This window comes from Pseudomonas paraversuta, assembly GCF_904067025.1.
GTDB classification, from domain to species: domain Bacteria; phylum Pseudomonadota; class Gammaproteobacteria; order Pseudomonadales; family Pseudomonadaceae; genus Aquipseudomonas; species Aquipseudomonas paraversuta.
The window spans coordinates 4,468,386-4,487,698 of sequence record NZ_CAJFDA010000001.1; the positions used below are offsets into that span (position 1 = coordinate 4,468,386).

18 protein-coding genes are annotated in these 19,313 nt (G+C 59.3%); 9 read left to right on the plus strand and 9 right to left on the minus strand.

Features of this window, described 5'->3' with window-relative positions; all coding sequences use genetic code 11:
- Positions 1–43 precede the first annotated feature (43 nt).
- From JQ848_RS20275 to JQ848_RS20295, 5 genes are all read left to right on the plus strand, one after another.
- Positions 44–676: a TetR family transcriptional regulator gene (locus tag JQ848_RS20275; RefSeq protein WP_003439093.1), complete on the plus strand. Its 633-nt coding sequence runs from the start codon at positions 44–46 to the stop codon at positions 674–676.
- A gap of 160 nt (positions 677–836) precedes the next feature.
- Entirely contained in the window at positions 837–1,337 is a 501-nt protein-coding gene (ureE, locus tag JQ848_RS20280; RefSeq protein ID WP_003439091.1) for an urease accessory protein UreE, read from the plus strand.
- Complete coding sequence (locus tag JQ848_RS20285; protein ID WP_003439089.1) at positions 1,334–2,008, plus strand: urease accessory protein UreF; 675 nt, start codon at positions 1,334–1,336, stop codon at positions 2,006–2,008. The genes ureE and JQ848_RS20285 overlap by 4 nt, the downstream gene beginning before the upstream one ends.
- Positions 2,009–2,017: 9 nt before the next feature.
- Positions 2,018–2,629 (plus strand): urease accessory protein UreG, encoded by a 612-nt coding sequence (gene ureG, locus JQ848_RS20290; protein ID WP_003439087.1) that lies wholly within the window; start codon positions 2,018–2,020, stop codon positions 2,627–2,629.
- Between the two features lie 106 nt (positions 2,630–2,735).
- Entirely contained in the window at positions 2,736–3,866 is a 1,131-nt protein-coding gene (locus tag JQ848_RS20295; RefSeq protein ID WP_202211078.1) for an AGE family epimerase/isomerase, read from the plus strand.
- A gap of 65 nt (positions 3,867–3,931) precedes the next feature.
- On the opposite strand, the gene JQ848_RS20300 is transcribed toward JQ848_RS20295, so the two are convergent.
- The 9 genes from JQ848_RS20300 to amaB all read right to left on the minus strand — a co-directional run bounded on the left by JQ848_RS20300 (position 3,932) and on the right by amaB (position 14,827).
- Positions 3,932–4,837 (minus strand): cation diffusion facilitator family transporter, encoded by a 906-nt coding sequence (locus JQ848_RS20300; protein ID WP_202211079.1) that lies wholly within the window; start codon positions 4,835–4,837, stop codon positions 3,932–3,934.
- A 70-nt stretch (positions 4,838–4,907) separates the two neighbouring features.
- Positions 4,908–5,675 carry an SDR family oxidoreductase gene (locus tag JQ848_RS20305; RefSeq protein ID WP_003439076.1) on the minus strand — a complete coding sequence of 256 codons (768 nt, stop codon included), beginning with the start codon at positions 5,673–5,675 and terminating at the stop codon, positions 4,908–4,910.
- A 774-nt stretch (positions 5,676–6,449) separates the two neighbouring features.
- Entirely contained in the window at positions 6,450–7,166 is a 717-nt protein-coding gene (locus JQ848_RS20310; RefSeq protein ID WP_003439073.1) for an ABC transporter ATP-binding protein, read from the minus strand.
- Complete coding sequence (locus JQ848_RS20315) at positions 7,163–8,053, minus strand: ABC transporter ATP-binding protein (RefSeq protein WP_003439071.1); 891 nt, start codon at positions 8,051–8,053, stop codon at positions 7,163–7,165. Before JQ848_RS20315 ends, JQ848_RS20310 begins: the two co-directional genes overlap by 4 nt.
- Positions 8,050–9,333 carry a high-affinity branched-chain amino acid ABC transporter permease LivM gene (gene livM, locus JQ848_RS20320; RefSeq protein ID WP_010656249.1) on the minus strand — a complete coding sequence of 428 codons (1,284 nt, stop codon included), beginning with the start codon at positions 9,331–9,333 and terminating at the stop codon, positions 8,050–8,052. The genes JQ848_RS20315 and livM overlap by 4 nt, the downstream gene beginning before the upstream one ends.
- A 2-nt stretch (positions 9,334–9,335) precedes the next feature.
- Positions 9,336–10,250 (minus strand): ABC transporter permease subunit, encoded by a 915-nt coding sequence (locus tag JQ848_RS20325; protein ID WP_003439067.1) that lies wholly within the window; start codon positions 10,248–10,250, stop codon positions 9,336–9,338.
- A gap of 189 nt (positions 10,251–10,439) precedes the next feature.
- Positions 10,440–11,576, minus strand: coding sequence for a branched-chain amino acid ABC transporter substrate-binding protein (locus JQ848_RS20330; protein WP_003439065.1), 1,137 nt, complete (start codon positions 11,574–11,576; stop codon positions 10,440–10,442).
- Between the two features lie 363 nt (positions 11,577–11,939).
- Positions 11,940–13,223, minus strand: a complete 1,284-nt coding sequence (gene amaA, locus JQ848_RS20335; protein WP_003439063.1) for an L-pipecolate oxidase — start codon at positions 13,221–13,223, stop codon at positions 11,940–11,942.
- A gap of 113 nt (positions 13,224–13,336) precedes the next feature.
- Positions 13,337–14,827: an L-piperidine-6-carboxylate dehydrogenase gene (amaB, locus tag JQ848_RS20340; protein ID WP_010656251.1), complete on the minus strand. Its 1,491-nt coding sequence runs from the start codon at positions 14,825–14,827 to the stop codon at positions 13,337–13,339.
- A 165-nt stretch (positions 14,828–14,992) separates the two neighbouring features.
- Here amaB and JQ848_RS20345 point away from each other — a divergent pair, with 165 nt between their 5' ends.
- The 4 genes from JQ848_RS20345 to JQ848_RS20360 all read left to right on the plus strand — a co-directional run bounded on the left by JQ848_RS20345 (position 14,993) and on the right by JQ848_RS20360 (position 19,295).
- Positions 14,993–15,889 (plus strand): LysR family transcriptional regulator, encoded by an 897-nt coding sequence (locus tag JQ848_RS20345; protein ID WP_003439059.1) that lies wholly within the window; start codon positions 14,993–14,995, stop codon positions 15,887–15,889.
- A 175-nt stretch (positions 15,890–16,064) separates the two neighbouring features.
- Positions 16,065–17,279, plus strand: coding sequence for a nicotinate phosphoribosyltransferase (pncB, locus tag JQ848_RS20350; RefSeq protein ID WP_003439057.1), 1,215 nt, complete (start codon positions 16,065–16,067; stop codon positions 17,277–17,279).
- 3 nt (positions 17,280–17,282) lie between these two features.
- Positions 17,283–18,110 (plus strand): ammonia-dependent NAD(+) synthetase, encoded by an 828-nt coding sequence (gene nadE / locus JQ848_RS20355; protein WP_003439055.1) that lies wholly within the window; start codon positions 17,283–17,285, stop codon positions 18,108–18,110.
- 162 nt (positions 18,111–18,272) lie between these two features.
- Positions 18,273–19,295, plus strand: a complete 1,023-nt coding sequence (locus tag JQ848_RS20360) for a DUF1338 domain-containing protein (RefSeq protein WP_003439053.1) — start codon at positions 18,273–18,275, stop codon at positions 19,293–19,295.
- Positions 19,296–19,313 lie beyond the last annotated feature (18 nt).

Below are 19,313 nucleotides of genomic sequence, written 5' to 3' on the forward strand. Positions count from 1 at the left end.
TTGCTAGAGTGCGCCGCTGTACTTGTCTGGAATACCAGCTCCGATGCTGCCTCGCGCCGAACAGAAGCAACAAACCCGCCTTGCGCTGATGGATGCCGCCCGCCACTTGATGGAATCGGGTCGCGGCTTTGGCAGCCTGAGCCTGCGCGAAGTCGCAAAAACCGCAGGCATAGTGCCCACCGGCTTTTATCGGCACTTCAGCGACATGGACCAACTGGGCCTGGCGCTGGTCAGTGAAGTCGGTCAGACCTTTCGCGAAACCATTCGTCTGGTGCGACACAACGAACTGTTTATGGGCGGTGTGATCAACGCGTCGGTACGGATCTTTCTCGATGTGGTGCAGGCCAACCGCTCGCAGTTTCTGTTTCTGGCCCGCGAGCAATACGGCGGCTCACAGCCAGTGCGCCAGGCTATCGGGGCGCTGCGCGAAGACATCACCTCGGATCTGGCCGCCGACCTCGGGTCCAAGCCCAAGCTGCAGCACTTGAACCACGCAGGCCTTACGGTAATTGCCGATCTGGTGGTTAAAAGTGTGTTCGCGGCCTTGCCCGATGTCATCGATCCGCCCGCCGAGGCGCTCCCCGACTACCTGCAACCCCAGGCAAAAATCAGCCAGCAGCTGCGCTTTATCTTTATCGGGCTCAAGCACTGGCAAGGCCTGGGCAGTACCGAGTAAAGACGCGCACCTTGTTGGTGCGAAATAAAACTCATAACGCACCATTATCGCTCGCCGCTGCCCCTTTCCCTTCCCAGGATCACTCGCCTTTGTTGTGCAACCCAAGGTTGGCAAGCCCCTTGCTCTGATCAAGGCATTGTCAATTGCAGGAAGCCTACCGATGTTGGTGATTCATCGCAGAGTTCAGCCCCACCCCGTGTGGAGCGCTGAGTTACACCTCAACTTCGAAGCCCGGAGCAAAAGCCGTTTGCGTTGCTTTAGCAGTGACGCCGAGGACGTCGGCCTGTTCCTTGAACGCGGACAACCGCCCCTGCATGACGGCGAATTTCTGCAAGCCCAGGACGGGCGCATCGTGCGGGTGTGTGCCAGCCCCGAAAAGTTGCTGCACGTGACCTGTCTCAATGCCTTTGAGTTGACCCGCGCGGCCTATCATCTGGGCAACCGCCATGTTGCCCTGCAAGTCGGCGATGGCTGGCTGCGCCTGCTCGATGACTACGTGCTCAAAGCCATGCTGGAACAATTGGGCGCGCAGACCGAAGCCATTGAGGCGCCGTTCCAACCGGAGCATGGCGCCTACGGCGGCGGTCATCATCATTCCCGCGCAGGCGAAGAAGACTTCAACTACGCCCCGCGCCTGCATCAGTTTGGTGTGCGTTTGTGAGTCCGGCATGGGCGCTGTTGCGCCTGGCCAGCCCACAGCTGCCGATTGGCGGCTACAGCTATTCCCAGGGCCTGGAAATGGCCGTCGAGAATGGCCGGGTATCCAGCCCGGCAACTGCCAGCCGCTGGATCAGCGATCAATTGCTGCTCAATCTGGCGCGCTTCGAGGCTCCGTTGCTGCTCGCCCATTGCCGGGCGGCGGCCGACGAAGACTGGAGTGCCTTGCAGCAGTTTTGCGACGAACACCGCGCCAGTCGTGAAACCCGCGAATTGCATCAGGAAAGCCGGCAAATGGGCTACTCCCTGCAGCAACTTCTGATGGGGTTGCCCGAGCTGGATGAGCCTGCACGGCTATTTCTCACCCAACAAGCCGAGCCGCACCTGGCACTCGGCTGGGCACTGGCTGCCCGGGCCTGGGGCATCAGTGCGTCAGACGCGCTGGCAGCCTGGCTGTGGAGCTGGCTGGAAAACCAATTGGCGGTGCTGATGAAAACCCTGCCGCTGGGCCAGCAGGCCGCTCAACGCATGACCAGCGAGTTATCCCCGGCGCTGCAGCAGGCGCAACAACACGCCAGCAACCTCGACTTATCCCGTTTGGGCAGTGCCGCTTTCGGCCTGTCATTGGCGAGCATGGCCCACGAGCGCCAGTACAGCCGTCTGTTTCGTTCCTAGGAGAATGCAATGAACACACAACCTTTGCGGGTCGGCATCGGGGGCCCGGTGGGCTCCGGCAAAACTGCCCTGACCCTGGCCCTGTGCCTGGCACTGCGGGACAAATACAACCTGGCGGTGGTCACCAACGATATTTATACCCGCGAAGATGCCGATTTTCTGGTGCGTAACCAGGCGCTGGCACCGGAGCGGATCATCGGTGTAGAAACCGGCGGCTGCCCGCACACCGCCATTCGTGAAGATGCATCGATCAACCTCGAAGCCGTGGATCAGCTGAACCGGCGCTTCCCCGGGCTGGACCTGATTCTGGTGGAATCGGGTGGGGATAACTTGTCGGCCACCTTCAGCCCGGAACTGTCCGACCTGACGATCTACGTGATCGATGTATCCGCAGGGGACAAGTTGCCGCGCAAGGGTGGACCGGGGATTTGCAAATCCGACTTGCTGGTGATCAATAAAATCGACCTCGCACCGCTGGTGGGCGCATCGCTGGAGCTGATGGACAGTGACACCCGGCGCATGCGCGGCGCCAAGCCCTTTGTGTTCAGCAATCAAAAAACCGGCCACGGCCTGGATACCATCGTGAGGTTTATTGAACGGCAGGGGCTGTTGATCTCATAACCCGCGATCTTTTGTGGGCCTGAAGCTTTAAAAGCTCGCGCCTACAGAGTTGGACGTCACGGTGTATCATGTCGCGCAAACGCCCCAGCCGTGACGACGCCTGCCAATGCCCCATGTAGCCAGCTCCGCCTTACCGCTCGAACTGACCGCCCTGTTTGCGGCGGTACAGCAGCATTTTCGCCAGGTCATTGTGCCGCTCTGGCAAGGCCCCGGCTGGAATGCCGAACTGGAACTGCCCTATGAGGCACTCAGCCCCGAGCACCGGCCACTGACGCCCCAGCGCTATCGCGCCATGGCCTGCGCCCGTCAGCTATATCTATTCGCCAGCTTGATCGATGACCCCGCCTTCCCCGGCGCTGCCGAGCGCGCAGGCAGGTTGTTCCGCTCGCTGCAAAGGCACTTTTACGACGCCGTACACGGCGGCTGGTTTTACAGCATCGACCCCGACGGCGCGCCGCTGGATCAGCGTAAAGACCTGTATACCCACGCCTTTATCATCTTTGCCTGCGCCCATTACTGGGGCAAGGTGCGCGAGCCGGCGGTGGAATCAGTGCTCAATGCCGCGCTGAAAGTCGTCGCCGAGCGCTTCAGCGATGGTAATGGCCTGTACGAAGCCAGCCTCGAGCGGGACTGGTCAACGCTGGACACCGGCCCGCTGCAAAACCCGTTGATGCATCTGGCCGAGGCGTTTCTGGCGACTTTGTCGGTGCGCGACGATGCGCCGGTACACAGCGCATTGCTGGCGCTGGCCGATGGCATGCAACAGCGCTTTATCGAGCCTGTGCATAACGCCTTGCTCGAAAAACCGCTGGGGGCTGTGGATAACTGGTTTGAACCCGGGCATCAGTTTGAGTGGTTCTACTTGCTGGAGTCCTCGCCACTGCTGCGTCAAACAGCCCTGCACAACTCGCTTGCGCTCGCCTTCGACTTTGCCGAACAGGTTGGGGTCGACCCGCAGACCGGGGCGGTCTGCGGCATGCTGGCCCCGGATGGCACCTTGCGCGATGGCACCCAGCGCATCTGGGCCCAGGCCGAGTACCTGCGCGCCCTGACCTTGCGTCTGGCGCCCCTGCCCCGCCTGCAACGCCAGTTGCTGGCGTTGCAGCAGAACTTTTTACATGCCGGTGGCTGGTATGAATGCCGGGATGCGGCAGGCAACGTCAGCCGCCTGGACATGCCGTCGACCACGCCGTATCACCTGGCCACCTGCTACAGCGGCCTGGCGCAACTCCTGTAGGAGCGAGCTTGCCTCGCGAATATGTAAAGAGCTCGCGAGGCGAGCTCGCTCCTACAGGGGTAAGGTCAGGCAATCCACTTGCGATCGCCGGTAAAGCTGATGGTCAGCCAGCGCGCACTGTCGGCCGCGCCCAACATGCCTGATATCTCTTCACGAAACCCGTCCAGGGTCTTGATGCTGGTCAGCGGATATCCCGCCGGCAACACGATATGGATCTCGATAAAGCGCGCCCTTCCGTGCTTTTGCACATAGGTTTTGTAGCCCTCAAAGCCATGGCGCGCCGACATTTCCTCGAGCACATCCCGCACCTTGTCATCGAGCTTGTCCGGGGCAATACCCAGGACGTCGCGCAAAGCCGGGCGCAGGATTTTGAACGCCGGAGCCAGCATGCTGAAAGCCAGCAAAATCAGGATCGCCGGGTCTACATAGGCGGCCCACTGGGCATAACCCTGTTGTTTCAGAATCAGCGCCGTGACAAAACTTATCAACAGCCCCACCGACAGCATGGCGTCCACCAGCCAGCTGATGTTGTCGAACTGGATCAGGCTGGACTTGAGCTTGCGGTTTTTACGCCGGACCCAGAAGTAGTAGGCAAACTCGATTACGGTAAACACCGCCGCGTAGATGATCACCAGGCCCAGCTCAATTTCGCGCCCGCCATTGATAATGCCGAACACGCCATTGAGAAAGGCATAGATCGCAATCAAAAACAGGAAACTGCCTTCGATCAGCAGCACCATGGGCTCAAGGTGCCAGAAGCCGAACTGGAAACGTTCGTTGCTTTCCTTGGCGATCAACTGTGCCGTGATCAGCATCAGTACTTTGATAAAGGTCGCGATCAAAGAGAAGAACCCATCGAACAAGATGGATTGCGAACCCGATATAACACCCGTCACGATGCCGGCGATGGCCACCGCGAACATCAGAACGGTCGATTGTTTGAGCAGTTTCTGCTCACCACTGTTACTCACAAAAACTCCTTTTCAGCCCTGTTGAATGCGACCCCCTCAGGAGGTCGCGGGCAGGCTGCCAGGCGTGAGTTTACTCTGTGGCGTGGCGTTCGATGGCAAAACCGCTCCAGGACTGCGTGACGGGCATCAGTTCAAGGCGATTGATGTTGATGTGGGCCGGCGTATTGAGCACCCAGAAAATCGTCTCGGCGATGTCTTGCGGCTGAATCGGCTCAGCACCCTGGTAGGTGGCGTCATAGCGGGCCTTGTCGCCGCCGAAGCGCACCATCGAGAATTCGCTTTCACACAGACCCGGTTCAACGTTGCTGACCCGCACGCCCGTGCCCTGCAAGTCGCAGCGCAGGTTCAGGGAGAACTGCTTGACGAAGGCTTTGGTGCCGCCATAGACATGGCTGCCGGGGTACGGGTAGCTGCCGGCGATAGAGCCCAGGTTAACGATACCGGCACCGCGGCCGTAGGCAATCAGCCGGGGCAGCAGCAGGCGCGTGGTGTAGAGCAGCCCCTTGATGTTGGTATCGACCATGGTTTCCCAATCGTCGAGGTCGCACTTGGGCGCCGGATCGGTGCCCAGCGCCAGCCCGGCATTGTTGATAAGTCCGCGCAGCTTGCTGAACGACGGTGGCAGATTGGCAATTGCCTCTTCCATCGCCTTGCGATCACGTACATCTACTACCAGGCCGTGAACTTCGGTCTGGCTGGACAGTTCTTCGCACAGGGCATCCAGACGCTCTTTACGGCGGCCGGTCAGTACCAGTTTCCAGCCTGCTTGCGCAAACTTGCGAGCGCAGGCCTCACCAAATCCGGAAGTGGCGCCCGTAATAAACAGGGTGGAAGTCATAGCGTTCTCCTTGGCTGGCGGGCATCGGCCGCCGTTGAATAAGACGGGAAGCAGCATGCCCCGGCTGCGATTTGGCGGCAACCCGGCACATGATCCCGGACAAAACCTGTACGAAAAACAACCAACTCCCTGCAGGCCATGCCAGACAAGGGCTGGAGCCATATGCACTCACGTTATCCACAGGCCCGTCCACAGTCTTTGGGGGCAACTTCAAAATGGCCAAAGCCTCTGGCCACAAGGGGTTGAGCGCTGATTGAAGAGTTTTTAGCTTGACCTGGACGCAGGCAACATGCAGACGCCCCAAAAAGGTGCAACCCGGTAAAACCTCTGAGATAGCCAGAGGCCAGTAATTCCGCCGCTCAGGGCATTCCTTCCAGAGTTTAACCACAGACTTATCCACAGGTTGGTTATCGACTAATGACTATGTTTATAACTGAACAAATCTGTTGACAAATCCTGCAGGAAGCCAGGTAAAAACCGCTGATCAAAAAACAACCACACCCATGCAAGCCACGTAAACAAAGGCCTGCAGCCAACTACTCCCACGTTACCCACAGCCACCTCCACAGCAAACGGGGACAAGTCAAAATGATGTTAAAACAGGTATTTAGAGCGGCTTTATGTCGCGCTTTCGCGGGTCTGGAATATTGTTTTCCACAATTTCAAAAGTGCGCTGTTGAAAAACAAAAAGCCCCTAGAAAGGGGCTGCGAAAATTGCAGGAGCGAGCTGGCTCGCGAGATTTGCAAAGCGCTCGCTCCTGCAGGGTGAACCCTTTAGTGCCCGCCTAAATACGCGTTGCGTACTTCTTCGTTGCTCAACAGTTCCTTGCCGGTTCCGGTCAGGCGGATTTCACCGTTGACCATCACGTAGGCCCGGTCCGACAGGCGCAGGGCGTGGTTGGCGTTTTGCTCGACCAGAAAAATGGTCATGCCGGTGGTAGCCAGTTCACGCAAGGTCGCAAAAATCTGCTTCACCACGATCGGCGCCAGCCCCAGGCTGGGTTCGTCCAGCAACAGCAACTTGGGACGGCTCATCAGGGCGCGGGCGATGGCGAGCATTTGCTGCTCTCCGCCCGACATGGTCATTGCCCGCTGATTACGCCGTTCCTTGAGCCTGGGGAAGAGTTCGAACATGCGCTGCATGTCTTCGTCGACATGCTTGTCGCCGATGGGGATGGTGCCCATCAACAGGTTTTCTTCCACCGTCATGTCCGGAAATACGCGACGGCCTTCCGGCGACTGGGCGATGCCATGGGAGGCAATGTAGTGCGAGGACTTCTGAGTGATGTCCACGCCCTGGTAGAAGATCTGCCCGCCACTGGCTCTGGGCTGGCCGAAGATCGACATCAGCAACGTGGACTTGCCCGCACCGTTGGAGCCGATCAGGCTCACGGTTTCGCCTTCCTCGATGTGCATCGAGACTTTTTTCAGGGCCTGGATCGGCCCGTAGTGAACGTCCAGTTCCTTGAGTTCGAGGATAGTGCCCGTCATATCAGCTCCTCTTCGTCGGCGCCAAGGTAGGCCGCGATCACTTTCGGGTCGTTGCGAATGGCTTCCGGCCCGCCCTGTGCGATCACGTTGCCGTGGTCGAGCACCACTATGTGATCGGAAATACTCATGACCATCCCCATGTCGTGTTCGATCAATACCACGGTCAAGTCGTGGTCGTCCCGCAGCAGGCGAATCATCGCACTGAGCGCTTCGGTTTCCTGCGGGTTAAGCCCGGCCGCCGGCTCGTCCAGACAGATGATTTGCGGCCGCGTGCACATGGCCCGGGCAATTTCCAGGCGCCGCTGCTGGCCGTAAGACAACTCCCCGGCCAGGCGGTTGGCACAGTTCACCAGGTCGACGACTTCCAGCCAGTAAAACGCATGGTCCAGCGCATCGCTTTCGGCCTTGCGGTAGCCCTTGGTGTTGAGGATGCCCGCCAGCATGTTGCGGTTGACCCACATGTGCTGCGCCACCAGCAGGTTTTCCAGCACCGACATTTCCTTGAACAGACGAATGTTCTGAAACGTGCGCGCCAGCCCTGCGCGGTTAACCAGATGGGTGCCGCCGAACATTTTGTAGTACAGGCGGCTGGCAAAGGCTTTGGGAGAGACAAAGTCCGTCAGCCTGAATGGCTCCCCCAGCAGCTTGATGACATTGGTCCGCGCACCACGGGCATTGAGTTCGATTCTGCCGCCACTGGCTTTGTAAAACCCGGTCAGGCAGTTGAACACGGTGGTTTTCCCCGCCCCGTTAGGCCCGATCAGGGCAAAGATTGAATTGCGTTTGACCTTGAGACTGACATCGCTCAGAGCCTTGATCCCGCCAAAGTGCATCATCAGCTTGTCGACCGAGAGCACTACTTCGTCGTTGCTGGAGAGGTCTTTCATGGCGCGACTCCCTTACGTGGCGTGACCCCGACACGGCTGACCCGGATCAGGCCCCGTGGGCGCCAGATCATCATCAGCACCATCAATACGCCAAACAGCAGCACCCGGTACTCGGCAAAACTGCGCAACAGTTCCGGCGCCACGGTCAGGACAAATGCAGCAATCACTACCCCCACGGTCGAGCCCATACCACCGAGCACCACAATGGCGAGGATCAGCGCCGACTCGAAGAAGGTGAACGACGACGGGTTGACGAACCCTTGGTAGCTGGCAAAAAACACACCGGCCAGACCTGCCGTAGAAGCGCCGAGGGTGAAGGCTGAAAGTTTGACCAGAACGTGATTCAGGCCCATGGCGCGGCAGGCGATTTCGTCTTCACGCAACGCTTCCCAGGCCCGGCCAATCGGCATGCGAGTCAGGCGGTGCTTGATATACAGCACCAGCAGCACCACCAGAAACAGCACGATGTAGATAAACAGGAATTTGATATTGGGGTTGTAGTCCAGACCGAAGAACTGATGGAACGGTACCCCGCCGTCCTTGGCCACGCGACCGAACTCCAGGCCGAAAAACGTCGGCGATGGTACCGGCATGCCGTTGGGGCCGCCGGTAAATGACAGCCAGTTGTTGAGCACCAGGCGAATGATTTCACCAAAGCCCAGGGTCACGATGGCCAGATAGTCACCGTGCATTCGCAACACCGGGAACCCGAGAATGCATCCGGCCATCGCTGCCGCAATCGCCGCCAGCGGCAGCACCGACCAGAAACCCAGCCCCAGATACTGATAACCCAGTGCCAGCCCATAAGCGCCGATGGCATAGAAGGCCACGTAGCCCAGGTCGAGCAGCCCCGCCAGGCCCACCACTATGTTCAGCCCCAGACCGAGCAACACGTAGATCAGGCCGAGAATGACCACCGTCAGAATGTATTTGTTGGCGAAAAACGGAAACACGATGGCAATCACGATCAGCAACGGCACGATCCAGCGCAGCCGCGATTTGTAATCCGGGGGCAGTACGTGCACGCCGGAGCCGGTGGACTCGAACCCCTGAAGGATTTTCAGGCCCCTGGCCGTTTGCAGGAACAGGCTCAGAACAAAGCGCCCCACCATCACAATCGCAACCAGCCAGCCGACGCGCGCCGGTTGCAGGTTAAAGCTGTAGCCGTCGAGCACCACCCCCACGATAGGTCCGAACACAATCAATGAAATCAACCCGGCAAGGATCGAATCAACGACGCTTTTTTTGATATCAATCGGTTTGTTAATGGCTGCAGACATACTTACACCTTCGCCACGAGAGGACGACCCAGCAGGCCCTGGGGACGGAAAATCAGGATCAGCACCAGCAATGAGAAACTGAACACGTCCTTGTAATCCGAGTTAACCAGGCCGGCAAATAGTGATTCGGAAATGCCCAGGATGATTCCGCCGAGCATGGCCCCGGGCAGGGATCCGATCCCGCCGAGTACCGCAGCCGTGAACGCCTTGATCCCGATAATGAAGCCGGCGTAAAAGTCGAACGTGCCGTAGTTCATGGTAATCAGCACCCCGGCCAACGCGGCCATGGCGGCACCTATTACAAACACGTAGGAGATCACCCGGTCGGTGTTGATGCCCAGGATCGACGCCATCTTGCGGTCTTGCTGGGTAGCACGACACATGCGCCCCAGCTTGGTGTACTTGATGATGTAGGTCAGCAGGCCCATGCCTGCAAAGGCCGCGATCAGAATGAAGACTTTGGTGTAGGTCAGTTGTACAAAACCGGTGCCGATATCGACGCGCCAGGAACCACTGAGCAGTGTCGGGACGCCTTGTTGCCGCGAGCCCTGGGCAATTTGCACATAGTTTTGCAGGATCAGGGAAATACCAATGGCGCTGATCAGTGGCGCCAGCCGTGTGGAATTTCGCAGAGGTTTGTAAGCCACACGTTCAATCACCCAGCCATACACGCCAGTGACGATGACGGTGAAGACCAGGGTGCCCAACATCAGCAGCGGGAAGGATTCAACGCCGAAGTATGCCAACAGAGCCAGACTGATAGCCGCGAGGTAAGCGGAGATCATGTACACCTCGCCGTGGGCGAAGTTGATCATGCCGATGATGCCGTAGACCATTGTGTAGCCGATGGCAATCAGGCCGTAAACAGACCCGAGGGTCAGGCCGTTCAGCAGTTGCTGTAGGAATATACCGTCCATAACGCAATCTCACGCACTTGAGCCATTGCGCAAACCCGCCCGCAGGGCAAGGTTTGCGCCGCTCATGGAAAAGAAGACAGGTGATGCAGACATGCCTGATGCCCTTTCTCCGTAGGACCGAGCTTGCTCGCGATCTTTAACAGCTCGCGAGCAAGCTCGCTCCTACAGGAGAAGGCAGAGCGGCTTATCTCACTTCTGTTTTTCCAGCTGGTGATATTTGCCGTCCTTGTCCCACTGGTAAACCACGTAGTCAGAGACTTTGAGATCGCCTTTGGCGTCCCATTCCTTCTTGCCCATTACGGTTTCAACCGGGTTGGCCTTGAGCCACTTGGCAGCGTCTTCGCCCTTGTTGGACTTGGCGCCATTGAAAGCGTCAGCCAGGGCCTGAACCGAGGCGTAGGCATACAGGGTGTAGCCTTCCGGTTCGGTGCCGGCTTTACGGAACTGCTCAACCACCGCTTTGCTGTCCGGCAGCAGGCGCGGGTCGGCGCCGAAAGTCATGTACACGCCATCGACGTACTGCGGGCCGCCAGCAGTGGCGACCAGTTCGTCGGTTACAACACCATCATCGGACATGAACTTCACATCCTTGAGGCCAGCCTCACGCAGTTGACGCACCAGCGGGCCCGCCTCTGGGTGCAAGCCGCCGAAGTACACCACATCGGCGCCCAGCGAGCGGATTTTGGTGACCAGGGCACTGAAGTCCTTTTCACCACGGGTAAGGCCTTCTTCCAGGACCGGTTTGACTCCGCGCTTGGTCAGTTGCGCACTGGTGGCATCGGCAAGACCTTTACCGTAGGTGTCCTTGTCGTTGATAACCGCGACTTTCTTGCCTTTGAGCACGTCGACAATGTAGTCACCCGCCACGATGCCCTGCTGGTCATCACGCCCGCACATACGGAACACCGCGTCCAGCTTGCGCTCGGTAACCTGCGGATTGGTCGAGCCCGGCGTAATCATGATCACACCCGCATCGGCATACACATCCGACGCCGGAATGGTGTTCGAAGAGCAGAAGTGACCTACAACCCCGATTACTTTGTCCTGATCCACCAGGCGGTTGGCAACGGCTACAGCCTGCTTCGGCTCACAGGCATCGTCGCCCGCCACCAGCTTGATCTGCTCACCGTTAATTCCGCCCGCCTTGTTGATTGCATCCGCAGCCGCCTGCGCGCCCTTCATGTACTGCTCGCCAAATGCCGCGTTGGCACCGGTCATCGGGCCCGCCACACCGATTTTCACATCAGCCTGAACAAACGAAGAAACACCCAACGCTGTTGCTACCGCGAGGGCCAGAAAACCTTTCTTGTAGAACGTCTGCGACATGAGGTGGTGCTCCTGAGGTTTTGTTAGATGGCACTTCGACTTCAGGTGAAGCTCAGAGCAAGCCGCGTGCCATTGGTTTTTTATTCTTAAAAAAGCCGCTGTCTTGTTGTTATATCGGCTGTTTCGAGTCCATTTTCATTGGACGTGCAACCGTCTAGACCAAGGAAGGTAAAACTGTTTTTGATGGGTTGGTGTTACCTGAAACGACAAGGGTTGCAACCGGGTTGCCCGGCTCCGGGCAACCACTCTGTAACCACTTACGTCACCTAACTGCACACTCCCGGTGCGCGACTGCTACAGGCCGCACCATTTGAGGCTAGTCGATGCCGGGGCAGATGCGTCCGGGAGCCTACAAAAGCTTTGTCAGATGACAATCCGCAAGCATTGACCGGCGTGGTACAGCGAAAAACCGGCTTCGTACAGACAGCTGCGCAGCCCCGTGCCAGACAGTGGCCGCATCGGCGCAAAGGGTATCGGCAGGGCTTTGGCATCGCCGTTACACAGGTAATCGGCGAATGCTTTGCCCACCACAGTGCCCGTTGTCACGCCCCGGCCGTTGTAACCGGTGACTGCCACCAAACCGGGCGCGGGCTCGAACAGACGCATCAAATGATCGGGGGTGAAGGCGATGCAGCCGGTCCAGGTGCATTCCCATTCCACCCCTTTGAGGTACGGGAAGTAGTGCTGCTGCACGCGATCGGCCCAGGCTTTGAGAAACCAGGCCGGTTTTTGATTGCCGTTGCCCAGGCTGCCCAACAGCAAACGGCCTTCGGCATCACGGCGAATACTGCTCAACACCTGGCGGGTGTCCCATGAGCCCTGCCCGCCGGGCAAGATGCGGCTGGCGCTGTCATCGGTCAGCGGCTTTGAGGCAACCTGGTAGTAATAACCGGGGAAAAAGTTACGTCGCAAGTCAGTCCATTCGCCTTCGGTGTAGGCATTGGACGCCAGCACCACTTGCTCTGCACTCACCGCGCCCTGAGCGGTTTGCACCGACCAGCGCTGGCCTTGACGCTCCAGGCCGGTCACTGCGCTGTGATCAAACAAACGCCCGCCCAAGTCACTGGCGGCTTTGGCCAGGCCCGAGGTATAGGCCATTGGATTGAGGGTTCCGGCACGCCTGTCGAGCAGGGCGGCGGCAATTTTCGGGGTTCCGGTCGCTTCGGTGCAGGCAGCGCCGGTGAGCAGTTCCACAGGGGCGCCCCGACGCTTCCATTGTTGCTCGCGACTGCGCAGGTCAGCTTCGCCCCGGGCATTGTGAGCCATGTGCAAGGTGCCTTCGCGGCGCAGCTGGCAGTCGATGCGGTACTTGTCGACAAGGCTGAACACCAGTGCCGGGGCAGCACCCAGCATGCGATTGAGCTGGCTGCCCACTGCTTCGCCGAAACCGGCTTCGATCTCGTCCGGGGCAATCCACATCCCGGCATTGACCAGCCCCACATTGCGCCCCGAACCGCCGTGCCCGGTGCGATGGGCTTCGAGCACACAGACGCTTTTACCCTGTTCCAGCAAGTGAATGGCGGCAGACAAACCGGTGATGCCAGCACCAATCACACACACATCAACGCTCAGTTCGCCCTGTAAGGCAGACGATTGCGGACGTTGAGGCGTCAGGTTTTCCCACAAACATTGTTCGAGTAAAGGCATTGCCAAGCTCCAGAGATGAAACCCAACGGTGATGCGTTTTTATCCACAAACAGTGGGAGCCGGGTTGACCCGGCTTCCACAGTGGCCCTTCACATGAGCTCCGGGGGGTTGCCTCAATCGAACGTAATACCCTGCGCCAGCGGCAGTTCCAGCGAGTAGTTGACGGTATTGGTCTGGCGCCGCATGTAGCCGCGCCAGGCATCGGAGCCGGACTCACGGCCGCCACCGGTTTCTTTTTCACCGCCAAAGGCGCCGCCAATTTCTGCACCGCTGGGCCCGATGTTGACGTTGGCGATACCGCAGTCACTGCCGGTGGCCGACATGAACTGCTCGGCCTCACGTACATCGGTGGTGAAGATGCACGACGACAGGCCCTGGGGTACGGCATTGTTCAGGCGCAGGGCCTCGCTGAAGTCGCTGTAACCCACCACGTACAGGATCGGGGCGAAGGTTTCGCTGCACACCACATCGCTCTGCTCGGGCATTTCAACGATGGCCGGGGCCACGTAGTACGCATTCGGGTACTGCCCGGCCAGCTGGCGTTCACCGCCAAACACCCGGCCGCCTTCGCTCAGGGCTTGCTCAAGGGCGTCCTGCATGTTTTCAAAACTGTGTTTGTCGATCAGCGGGCCAACCAGATTGCCTTCCAGCGGGTGACCGATGCGCACCCGGGAATAGGCCGCCTTGAGCCGGGTGACGATTTCTTCCTTGACCGAGTCATGGGCGATCAGGCGACGCAGGCTGGTACAGCGCTGGCCTGCTGTACCGACGGCGCTGAACAGGATGGCGCGCACGGCCATATCCAGATCGGCGCTCGGAGCCAGGATCATCGCGTTGTTGCCACCCAGTTCCAGAATGCTGCGGGCAAAGCGCGCGGCAATCTTTGGTGCCACTTCGCGCCCCATGCGGGTGCTGCCGGTGGCGCTGATCAGGGCGACGCGCGGATCATCGACCAGGGCTTCGCCGGCGTCCCGGCCACCGATAATCACTTGGGCCAGGTACTTGGGGGCATCGCTGAACGTGCTCAGCACCCGATCGAACAGCGCCTGACAGGCCAGTGCCGTGAGCGGGGTTTTCTCCGAGGGTTTCCAGATCACCGCGTTGCCGCAGACCAGTGCCAGGGTGGTGTTCCAGGCCCAGACGGCCACCGGAAAGTTGAACGCGCTGATCACCCCCACCACGCCCAGCGGGTGCCAGGTTTCACGCATGTGGTGGCCCGGGCGCTCGGAAGCAATGGTCAGGCCGTAAAGCTGACGCGACAGGCCGACGGCGAAGTCGCAGATGTCGATCATTTCCTGGACTTCGCCCAGACCTTCCTGGGTGATCTTGCCCGCTTCCCAGGACACCAGTTCGCCCAGATCCGCCTTGTACTCACGCAGCAGGTCGCCAAACTGACGCACCAGTTCGCCGCGGCGCGGCGCCGGAACCTTGCGCCAGGCTTCAAATGCATGTTCGGCGCGGGTCACGTGCTGCTCGACCTCGGCAGCCCCTTCCCAATGCACGGCACCGATCCGGCTGCCATCAATGGGCGTATGTACCGGTTGCCGGCCCTGCTGGTACAGCGCGGGGTCAACACCAAGACGATCCAGTAATGCAGCAAGCATGGGACACTCCTTCAGCTCAAAAAACGGGTTTTCAGGCCATTAGTTGTAGCTGGCCCGCATCGCGGCAACAAACGACCTTTAAGCGAGATATCATTCCGAAAATTCATGCTGCGCTGGTAACGTTGCCTGACAACAAGAATGAGGGGCTTTTTATGCTCAGCGCTGATGCTAAATAAACGCCATCTGCCATCGATCACTGCACTCCAGTGTTTTGAGGCTGTGACCCGCCACCTGAGCTTCACCCGCGCCGCCGAAGAGCTGAACCTGACCCAAAGCGCGGTCAGCAAGCAGGTCGCGCAGCTGGAGGAACTGTTACAGCACTTGCTGTTTCGCCGCGTGCGTCGGCGCCTGCAATTGACCCCGGCGGGTGATTTGTACCTGGTAGAAGTCCGAAAAATCCTGACCCAGGTCGAGATGTCGACCCACACCCTGCGCTCCTACGGCGGCGAAACAGAAGTGTTACGCGTATCTACGCCGTCGACCTTCGGTGCCCGCTGGCTGGTGCCGCGCCTCAAGGGCTGGCGCCTGCAGCACCCGCATATCCATCTGGACCTGTGCAATGAACAGCAGGCCGATGACTTGCTGCAAGGCCGCAGCGATCTGGCGTTCTATTTCGGCCAGGGCTCACGCCCCGGTACCGAATGCCTGAAACTGTTTGGCGAAGAGTTGGTGGCGGTGTGTGCGCCAGCGAGCTTGCCTGACACGCCCTATACCGATCCTACGCAACTGACCGATTTGGTCCTGCTGCAAAACGCCTCCCGTCCACAAGCCTGGCATGACTGGTTTGAAAGCCAGGGGCATCGCACCGATCACAGTTATCACGGCCCGCGCTTCGATACGTTTTATATGTGCATCCGGGCGGCACAAGTGGGCTGTGGTGTGGCACTGCTGCCCAGGTTTCTGGTGGCAGAAGAATTGGCTGACGGCAAACTGGTCGTTGCCTGGCCGCACTCCATGCCCAGTCCCGACGCCTATTACCTGGCCTACCCTGAACATTCGGCGGGGGTGCCCAAGGTGCAGGCATTTGTGACGTGGATAATGGAACACATTGAGGACCTGTAGGCGCGAGCTTGCTCGCGATCTTTTGATCTTTAAAAAGGTCCCCAGGCTTGCTCGCCCCTGCAGACAAGAGAAAAACCGCTGGCAAAACCGCCCGCGGATATGCGCCACTAGCGCCATTCATTGAAAGAGCTGAACGTCGTGATTATCTGGCACGGCCAGCATGGAGATTGCCGCTATGAGCGAGAGTGTGTTTGCCGATCGCATCGTGCAGAACTTGCTCGACACCGACTTCTACAAATTGACCATGATGCAGGCGGTGCTGCACAACTATCCCAACGTTGAAGTCGAGTGGGAGTTCCGCTGCCGTAACAGCGAGGACTTGCGCCCGTACCTGAATGAAATTCGCCACCAGATCGAGCGTCTGGGCGAGCTGAGCATGACTCAGGATCAACTGGGGTTTCTGGAACGAATCACCTTTATGAAGCCTGATTTCATACGCTTCCTGGGGCTGTTTCGCTTCAACTTGCGCTATGTGCACACCGGCATCGAAAACGGCGAGCTGTTTATCCGCCTGCGCGGGCCGTGGCTGCACGTCATTCTGTTTGAAGTACCGTTACTGGCGATCGTCAGTGAAGTACGCAACCGCTCGCGCTATGCCGACACGGTGCTGTCCCAGGCCCGCGAGCAGCTGTACCGCAAGTTTGACTGGCTGCAGGCCAACGCCAGCGCAGATGAACTGGCCGATTTGCAGGTGGCCGATTTCGGTACACGCCGACGCTTTTCGTACCGGGTACAGGAAGAAGTGGTCAGTGTGCTCAAGCACGACTTCCCGGGGCGCTTCGTCGGTACCAGTAACGTCAACCTGTCCCGCGAACTGGACATGAAGCCTCTGGGCACCATGGCCCATGAATGGATCATGGCCCATCAGCAACTGGGCCCGCGATTGATCGACAGCCAGAGTGCCGCGCTCGATTGTTGGGTGCGCGAATACCGCGGGCTGCTGGGGATTGCCCTGACTGACTGCATCACCACCGATGCGTTTCTGGCCGATTTCGATCTGTACTTTGCCAAGCTGTTCGACGGTTTGCGCCACGATTCGGGGGATCCGGTGGTATGGGCCGAAAAATGCATCGCGCACTACCACAAGCTGGGCATTGACCCGATGAGCAAGACCCTGGTGTTCTCCGACAGCCTGACCCTGCCCCGCTCCCTGGAGATTTTCCGGGCACTGCGCGGGCGGATCAACGTCAGCTTCGGCATCGGCACCAACCTGACCTGCGACATTCCGGGTGTCGAGCCAATGAGCATCGTGCTTAAAATGACCGCCTGTAATGGCTCACCCGTGGCCAAGATTTCGGATGAGCCGGGCAAGACCCATTGCTCGGACCCGAACTTTGCCGCCTACTTGCGCCATGTTTTCCATGTTCCTGAACTACCTCCAAAGGAGTGAATCATGCAGGCCGTACAGCGTCAGATTGCTGAAGAGCTCAAGGTCCAACCGCCGTTTAGCGACACTGCAGCCCTTGAGGCCGAAGTGGCACGACGCATTACCTTTATCCAGTGCTGCCTGCACAACTCCGGGCTCAAGACCCTGGTGCTGGGCATCAGCGGCGGGGTCGATTCGCTGACTGCTGGCTTGATGGCCCAGCGCGCAGTCAAGCAACTGCGCGAGCAGAGCGGCGATCAGGCCTACCGTTTTATTGCCGTGCGCCTGCCATACGGCGTGCAGCACGACGAAGTCGACGCCACTGCGGCCGTCGACTTTATTGACCCGGACCAACGTCAAACCGTGAATATCGGCCCGGCGGTCAAAGCGCTGGCCGCTGAGGTGTCGGCTTTTGAAGGCAAGCCCCACGCCACGGTGGATTTTGTCCTCGGCAATACCAAGGCGCGGATGCGCATGGTGGCGCAATACACCATCGCCGGAGCCACCGGTGGCCTAGTGATCGGCACTGACCACGCTGCCGAAGCGGTGATGGGCTTTTTCACCAAGTTCGGTGACGGTTCCTGCGACCTGGCCCCCCTCAGCGGCCTGGTGAAGAATCAGGTGCGGGCGATTGCACGGCACTTTGGTGCGCCAGAATCCCTGGTGGAGAAAGTCCCGACTGCCGACCTTGAAGATCTGGAGCCCGGCAAACCTGATGAAGCCTCCCATGGCGTGACCTACGCCGAGATTGATGCGTTCTTGCATGGCGAGCCGGTGAGTCAGGAAGCGTTCGGGATCATCTGCCGCACCTATGAAAAGACCCAGCACAAGCGTGAAATGCCGCTGGCGCCTTGAAGCAAGCCCGGCACCTGGGGGAGCTGGCTGCCAGCTCCCCCAGGCCTGGCAAAGACTGGGCATGTACGAAAAAACGGAATGAACCCCACGTTTTTTTTCGCTTGCCGCCTCTGCATTCAAAGGCTTTGATAGGCGTCTATTTGGTCGCCAGAGCCCTGCCCCATGTCTTCTTTCGATGGTTTGTTCTCTCTTGTCGAGTCTGTGCTCGGTCAATCTGCAGCCCATTGGCTGCGCGAGCATGTCGAGGTGCCCCGGGGGCTGCTGGCTTTCAGCTGGAATCAACAGGCCGTGCACCGGGCCTGGCTGGCCGAAGGGTTGAACCTGTGCCTGCTGCACAAGCTGGTAGACGCCGTGCCGGATGGCCGACGCTACGTTGAGGAGCAGGCGCAGCAAGGGCGCAAAGTGGTGTTTGACCACGGCGCGATCCGCACCGTCGACTGGCCCGCCAACGGCGAACTGCCCCGCGGCCGCCAGGCCTTTGCGCGGCTGCTGGAGCCACTGGGCTTTACCGATGTACGAACCTATCCGCTGACCAAGCTGAACATGACCGGCTGGGGCTATCGGCAGATGGACCTGCCTGAAGACATTGCGCAGTTTTTTGTCTCGGAATTACATCCGGGGCGTTTTAGCCAGACGTTTCAGCAGGCGGTTACCAGGGTTGTCAGCTCCAGTCTCGATCCGCTGCAAGCCGAACACACCAGCATTCTCGAGCGCCTGAGCCTCACCCGTCATTGCAGCCTCGGCGAGGCGCGCACCCTGCTGCCGGCGCTGTACCGGGCATTCGGCCGTCAACACGGCGTGGTGCTCGAGGCCGATTACCAATCTCTGCTCGATGAAAGTGCAGAGATGGCCTGGATTGCCACCGAGGGCAACAGCTTCAACCATCTGACCGATCGCGTGCAGGATCTCAACGCCTGCGTGGCCCAACAGCGAGACTTGCAGCGGCCGATGAAGGACAGCATCGAGGTCTCTGCCTCAGGCCGGGTGATGCAGACTGCCTATCGTGCCTGCACGGTGACCCGGGGGCTGATCGATGCCGCCGGTCATTATCGCGAGCATCAGGTGCCGGGCTCGTTTGTCGAATTTATTCAGCGCAAGGTCGACCCGGAAAACGGGCGGATCGATCTGAATTTCGACAGCAGCAATGCCCAGGGCATTTTCAAGATGACCGATTCAAAAGCCTGAATGCAAACAGCCCTGAGC